Source organism: Rhizobium centroccidentale (assembly GCF_030182565.1).
Lineage (GTDB): Bacteria > Pseudomonadota > Alphaproteobacteria > Rhizobiales > Rhizobiaceae > Rhizobium.
This window is the reverse complement of sequence record NZ_JAQJCG010000032.1, coordinates 46,774-53,012: the sequence shown is the minus strand read 5'-3', so window position 1 is coordinate 53,012 and position 6,239 is coordinate 46,774. Positions and strand designations below refer to the sequence as shown.

6 protein-coding genes are annotated in these 6,239 nt (G+C 60.2%); 3 read left to right on the top strand and 3 right to left on the bottom strand.

Translation table 11 applies throughout. From position 1 onward, the window contains the following. Positions 1-202: 202 nt before the first annotated feature. On the bottom strand, positions 203-1,228 hold the full coding sequence (gene gnd, locus PH562_RS28675; protein WP_285177151.1) for a phosphogluconate dehydrogenase (NAD(+)-dependent, decarboxylating): 1,026 nt from the start codon (positions 1,226-1,228) through the stop codon (positions 203-205). 304 nt (positions 1,229-1,532) lie between these two features. On the opposite strand from gnd, the gene tehA reads away from it, so the two are divergent. Beyond that, the gene (gene tehA, locus PH562_RS28670; protein ID WP_285177149.1) at positions 1,533-2,534 is read left to right on the top strand and encodes a dicarboxylate transporter/tellurite-resistance protein TehA; all 1,002 of its coding nucleotides are present in this window, start codon (positions 1,533-1,535) and stop codon (positions 2,532-2,534) included. Positions 2,535-2,564: 30 nt separating this feature from the next. Then, on the top strand, positions 2,565-2,936 hold the full coding sequence (locus PH562_RS28665) for a VOC family protein (RefSeq protein ID WP_285177147.1): 372 nt from the start codon (positions 2,565-2,567) through the stop codon (positions 2,934-2,936). Between the two features lie 32 nt (positions 2,937-2,968). Here the strand turns inward: PH562_RS28665 and PH562_RS28660 are convergent, their stop codons facing one another. Then, positions 2,969-4,102: a citrate synthase gene (locus tag PH562_RS28660; protein WP_285177146.1), complete on the bottom strand. Its 1,134-nt coding sequence runs from the start codon at positions 4,100-4,102 to the stop codon at positions 2,969-2,971. Positions 4,103-4,186: 84 nt separating this feature from the next. Between PH562_RS28660 and PH562_RS28655 the strand changes: the two genes are divergently transcribed. After that, entirely contained in the window at positions 4,187-5,275 is a 1,089-nt protein-coding gene (locus PH562_RS28655) for a citrate synthase/methylcitrate synthase (RefSeq protein WP_285177145.1), read from the top strand. A gap of 23 nt (positions 5,276-5,298) precedes the next feature. Here PH562_RS28655 and PH562_RS28650 read toward each other — a convergent pair whose 3' ends face one another. Beyond that, entirely contained in the window at positions 5,299-6,174 is an 876-nt protein-coding gene (locus PH562_RS28650) for a LysR family transcriptional regulator (protein WP_208409507.1), read from the bottom strand. Positions 6,175-6,239 lie beyond the last annotated feature (65 nt).

The following is a 6,239-nucleotide window of genomic DNA, read 5'->3' as shown; positions in this document are numbered from 1 at the left end:
ATCCGGCGACGGCTCATTACAAACCTCTATCTCTCGATAAAGGCATTGAATCATCAATGTTTCCATACGTCTACAAATATCCGCGCACAGGTCTCCTAGCCGCGGTGTCGGCATTTCTTCCGGCATGGCTCTAATTCAGGTAAGCAAAAGCCGGGAGGTTTGACCCACCCGGCTTATATCTCATCCAATCGGTGTCGATCGATTACTTGCCCGGCTTCTCATGGTGGCCGCCGAAGCCGGCGCGCATGGCGGAGAGAACCTTGTTGGCGTAATCGTCATTGCCACGCGAAGCAAAACGGCCGTAAAGCGCAGCGCTCAGCACCGGCGTCGGAACGCCTTCGTCGATTGCAGCCGAGATCGTCCAGCGGCCTTCGCCCGAGTCGGAAACACGGCCGGCATATTGCGAAAGGGCTGCGTCGCCATGCAGCGCGTCGGCCGTGAGGTCGAGCAGCCAGGAGGTAATCACGCTGCCGCGGCGCCAAACTTCCGAGATTTCAGCGATGTCGAGATCATACTGATAATACTGCGGATGCGAGAGCGGCGCGGTTTCGGCGTCCTTCTCGGCGTCCTGCTTGCCGATATTGGCATGGCGTAGAACGTTGAAGCCCTCGGCATAGGCGGCCATTAGGCCGTATTCGATGCCGTTATGGACCATCTTGACGAAGTGGCCAGCGCCGGATGGGCCGCAATGCAGATAGCCCTGCTCTGCCGTGCTGTTCTTGGCAGCCTCTTCCGAGCGCATTGCCGACGGGGCGACATCACCGACGCCAGGGGCCAGCGTTGCGAAGATTGGCGACAGATGCTGGACTGTGTCCTTCTCGCCGCCGATCATCAGGCAATAGCCGCGTTCCAGACCGAAAACGCCGCCGCTGGTGCCGACGTCGACATAGTGGATGCCCTTCGGCTTCAGCTCTTCGGCACGGCGGATATCGTCGTGATAATATGAATTGCCGCCATCGATGACGATGTCGCCCTCTTCCAGCAACGGGACGATCGCGGCCAGTTCCTGATCGACGATTGCAGCCGGCAACATAAGCCAGACGACGCGCGGCTTCGCAAGTTTCGATACGAAATCCGCGAGAGACTTGCTGCCGGTGGCGCCGAGCTGCTCAAGCCCCGCGACGCTTTCCGGACGCGCATCGAAAACAACCGCGCTGTGACCGCCTCTCATCAGGCGCTGCACCATGTTGTTGCCCATACGGCCAAGGCCAATCATTCCGATTTGCATATGTCAGTCTCCTAGGACGGTTTTAATCGTTTGAATGTTCAATAGAGACATTTCGCAGTATTTTCCAATGAACAAATGACGGGCGAGCTATGCACAGGCCGGACAGCGAAGAAAAATTCGCCCCTTCACGCATCTGTGATATCGCTTGGTCAAACCTCCCACTTTTCACCATGATCGCGCTTTGCCGGCTTCGAGGAAAGCTGTATTTTGCTCTGCCATTCGCATCGATGATTTAGCATCGGTCTCGGGTTCTTTGCATTATTCTCTTTGGGGCGGCGCTCATATAGGGCGTCAAAGGGGGCATATGGCTGCGTCTTTGAAATTACCGCTGGTTCCAGCTTCTTTTTTCGGTGTGGTTCTGGGGCTTTCCGGTCTCGCCAATGCCTGGCGCGTGGGCGCACGTATCTGGCACCTGCCGGCACTTGTCGGGGAAGTGCTGAGCTTTCTGGCGCTAGGCGTCTGGCTGATGCTGATCTTGCTCTACGCTTTGAAATGGATGGTGGCGCGCGAGGAGGCATTCAAGGAAGTGGCGCACCCTGTCCAATGCTGCTTCATCGGCCTTGTCGGGGTCGCGACTATGCTGGTGGCCGGGGGCCTCCTGCCTTATTCGCGTATCGGCGCCGAAACCATATTCCTGATCGGCGCCGTCTACACACTGGCCTTCTCCGTCTGGCGTACCGGAGGGCTCTGGCAGGGCGAGCGCGATATCGCCACGACGACAGCGGTGCTCTATCTGCCAAGCGTCGCCGGCAGCTTCGTGACCGCCATCGTCGGCGCCGCACTTGGCTTCCCGCAATGGGCGCAGCTTTTCTTCGGCGCCGGCTTCTTCGCCTGGCTTGCCATCGAATCCGCCCTGCTGCATCGTCTGCTGACGGGACCGGCGCTGGCACCGCCACTAAGGCCGACCCTCGGAATTCAGCTGGCTCCGCCGGCCGTTGGTGCGCTAGCCTATATAAGCGTCACGCAAGGCCCTCCCGATATGCTCGTCCATGCAATGATCGGCTACGGCCTGCTGCAGGCTCTGATCATGTTGCGCCTTCTGCCCTGGATCATGAAGGAGGGCTTCAGCCCCGCCTATTGGGCCTTCACCTTCGGCGCAACGGCACTGGCGACTGCCCCGATGCGCCTTGTCGAACGCGGCGATGTCGGCCCTGTCACGCAACTTGCCCCCATTCTCTTCGCCGCCGCCAATATCGTCGTGGGTTTGATCGCGCTGGCGACAATCTGGCTGATTGCCAACCGCAAACTCGTCATCGGCTGGGTCGCGCTTGCCGACCGCGACGCAGGCGCCGTTGGTCAGCGGTAGTAGAGCTCAATCTCACTTTTGGAGGGTGATGTGCTTGATCATGTGACGATCGGGGTTCGCGATCTCGAGCGATCGAAGATCTTTTATGACACGATACTGCGCTCTATCGGCATAGAGCGTCTTTATGCCGAAGGCGAAAGATTTGCGGGTTATGGTATCGGCCAGAAGGCTTTCTTCTGGATTGGTCAGCGCGGTGCTCTGCAAACAGGCGCCCATATCGCCTTTGCCGCCCCAAACAGAGGGCTCGTCGATGAGTTCCATCGGGTCGGGATCATCGCCGGCGGCATCGATAACGGTGCTCCGGGTCTGCGACCCCATTATCATCCGAACTATTATGGCGCTTTCATTCTTGATCCCGATGGCCACAATGTCGAAGCCGTTTATCACCTGCCGGTGAGTTGAGCAGAAAGCGCCTGCGCTCGGTAAGAATGAGATCATGGTACCGGCGGACCGACATAACGCGCACGCGGCCGAATGAGCCTGCCGCTGGTGGCCTGCTCCATGGCATGCGCAAGCCAGCCGACCGAGCGGGCGAGTGCGAAAATGATCAGCGGCGCATCCTCCGGAAGATGATAGGCGTGGATCATCGCCGTCAAAGCGAAGTCAACATTGACCCGCTCACCGATCAGCTGCTCGCCGACATCGCGAACCTTGGCGAAAAGCGGTGGCAGCGTGAAGCAGCCAAGCAAAGCCTCTCCGCGGATATCGACATCGGGATAAAGCTGATGGCCGAAAGCCGGCAATGGCCGCCCTTCCGCCAGATAGCTGCGGACCGCTTCATCCACGCCTGTCGTGGCTGCCCGCGCGATTAGCGTGCGCACGCTCTGCCACGCACCGCCATGCAGCGGCCCCGTCAGCGTCGAAAGACCGGATAGAGTGGCCGCAGATAATGTCGCGCCGGCGGACGCCGTGATCCGCGCGGTGAAGGTCGAAGCGTTCAGCTCATGATCGGCTAGTAAGACGAAACTACGGCGGATCACATCCTCGGCATCCGGACGGTTCCAGGCCGTAGCGAGGCGCCGATGCAGCGGCTGATCCCATGGGCCGGGAGCCAGTGCTTTGGCCACCGTACTCAACACGCTTTCAGCTTCGTTCTGCAGGGCAGGAAGCGAACGTCCCAGTGACGGCAGATCGCCCGTTATGCGCTCGGCAAGCATGGAGAATGCGCGGTCCAACGAAGGCGGCTCCTGCCGCGTCTCGCTTTGCTCGAATCGCAATGGCCGCTTCATGTCCCAAAGCAGCAGCGCGATATCTTCAAGGCTTGCGCTTTCGGCAAGCATCGCCACGTCCTTGCCGCGATAGAAAAGCCTGCCGTTCGAAACGGTCGATAGTGCCGATGGCAATACCGGATCGCCCCATTGAATAGCCTCGGCGGCCACCGCCTCTGTCTTGCGCCTTCCGGCATGGCGGGCGGCCAATCGTTTGACGTCATCGGCGAAATAGAGGCTGCGCCGTGTATCCGCGGGATCGGCTTTCGCGCGAATGCGCCCGCGGCTGACATTGGCGTAGAGCGTCTGTGATTTCGTTCCCAGCAGGTTCAGCGCCTGCTCCGCCGTCAGCCAGCTCATCGGTCCTCATATTGATCAATTGCATCAAGATTGACGTCAATAGGAATAGAGCCGATCTAATCGGATAGTCAAAGGAGAACCGTAATGAAAAGTGGTCTTGAAGATGTCATTGCCGCAGAAACCAAGCTGTCCGACGTCGACGGCGCTGCCGGTCGCCTAATCATCCGCGGCGTGTCGCTCGATGATCTGGTGGCGACTAGCCGCTTCGAGGATGTTGCGGCGCTGTTGCTGGATGGCCTGTTTGACGAACATATCGACGCAGCTTCCATCCGAACTCAACTCGGCGCGGCTCGCGTCGCGCTTTTTGCGCATGTGAAGGCTGCCGATGCTGCCGTCCTCACGCTGCCGCCGGTGGATGCCGTGCGAGCCTTGCTGGCGCGCGTGGCCGACGGTGAGGATTTCGCCACCGCGATCCGCCTGATGGCGGCACCGGCCGTTTTCCTGCCTGCGGTCTTAAGGCTGCAGAAGGGCGACGCGCCGATCGCGCCGGATGCCTCGCTCTCGCAATCGGGAGATATCCTGCGCATGCTGACAGGCCGTATGCCGACGGCAGAGCAGACGGCAGGCCTCGATGCCTATCTAGTGACGATTTCCGATCACGGCTTGAATGCGTCGACGTTCGCTTCCCGCGTCATCGCGTCGACTCACGCAGGCCTGACCTCTTCTGTGCTCGCGGCAATCAGCGCCCTTAAAGGCCCGCTGCATGGCGGTGCTCCCGGCCCTGTCCTCGATATGTTTGACGGTGTCGGCAAACCGGAAAATGCCCGCGCATGGCTGTCTGACGCGCTCGATCGTGGCGAGCGGCTGATGGGTTTCGGTCACCGCATCTATCGTGTCCGCGATCCGCGCGCGGATGCGCTGAAGACGGCATTGAAGCCGATCTTTGCCAGCGGACAGGCAGATGCCGGACGTATCGCCTTGGCGGAAGCGATCGAGACGGCAGCACTGACGCTGTTGAAAGAGCGCAAGCCGGATCGTCCCTTGGACGTCAATGTTGAATATTACACCGCCCTGCTGCTCGATGCCCTTGGCTTCCCCCGCAGCTCCTTCACCGGCGTCTTCGCGATCGGCCGCACGGTCGGCTGGATCGCTCATGCCCGCGAACAGACGCTTGACGGACGTTTGATCCGCCCGCAGTCGCGCTATGTCGGCCCACTGCCGAAGGCGGCATAAGCCATTCTATCGGAAGACGGAACTTAGGCGGCCGCGGATTGGCGCGGCCGCATCATGCCCTCGCGGATATGGCGGGCAAGCTCCAGCGCCTGTGGCGTCGCGCCACTTTTCGGCAAATGCAGATTGATCGAAAAGACCGGCAATTCGGGCAGACCCTGCTCGACGGTGAGGATATCGAGATCGGCCGGCACGGTCGAAGCGAGCCAGGCAGTGACGGCCAGGTCCGTACGCACAGTTGCCGTGGTCGCCTCGATATTGCCGTTCTCGAAAACCGTCCGCCAGCGCAGACCATCCTTGCCGAGCGCCGCGAAGACGGACGATCGGAAGGCACAGGTATCGGCGACCATCGAGATCGGCAGCGGCACCTTGCGATGGGCATTGCCGGTCTTCGCTCCGACCCAGACGAGCCGTTCCACAGCAAGACATTCACCCTTCGACGTGCCGTATGGTTCCTCCGCCACGCAGAGGTCGATAGCTCCCTTCCCCAGCTCTTTCAGCAGTTCTGGTGATGAAGCGCAGACCAGCGAAATCTCCACCTGCGGATGGCGCTCGGCATAGGATTTCAGCACCGGCGCCAGCGTTGCTCCAACGAGATCATAGGGAACGCCGAGCCGGACGCCGCCGCGAACCGTGCTTTCCGTCATGTCGTCCCAGATCTCGTCATTCAAGACCAGCAGGCGGCGGGCATTGCCGCGCAGGCGTTCTCCGGCTTCCGTCAGCCGCAATCCGCGCCTGTCACGCTCGAACAGGGTACAGCCGAGCATGTCCTCCAGCCGCTTGATCTGCTGGCTGACGGCGCCCTGAGTCATATGCAGCATATTGGCAGCAATCGTCATGCTCCCCTGGTCGGCAACGGTGGCGAAGGTTCTGATGAGGGCTATATCGAAGTTTCGGATCATCTCAGCATTATAAATACTAATGCATTGATCCTTCAATATTCGATTTCGTGATGTAGGAGCGCCCT

Excerpts from the sequence above, each read along its gene's own strand:
- gnd (WP_285177151.1), bottom strand. The coding sequence starts at position 1,228 with ATGCAAATCGGAATGATTGGCCTTGGCCGTATGGGCAACAACATGGTG.
- tehA (WP_285177149.1), top strand. The coding sequence starts at position 1,533 with ATGGCTGCGTCTTTGAAATTACCGCTGGTTCCAGCTTCTTTTTTCGGT.
- PH562_RS28660 (WP_285177146.1), bottom strand. The coding sequence starts at position 4,102 with ATGAGCTGGCTGACGGCGGAGCAGGCGCTGAACCTGCTGGGAACGAAA.
- PH562_RS28655 (WP_285177145.1), top strand. The coding sequence starts at position 4,187 with ATGAAAAGTGGTCTTGAAGATGTCATTGCCGCAGAAACCAAGCTGTCC.
- PH562_RS28650 (WP_208409507.1), bottom strand. The coding sequence starts at position 6,174 with ATGATCCGAAACTTCGATATAGCCCTCATCAGAACCTTCGCCACCGTT.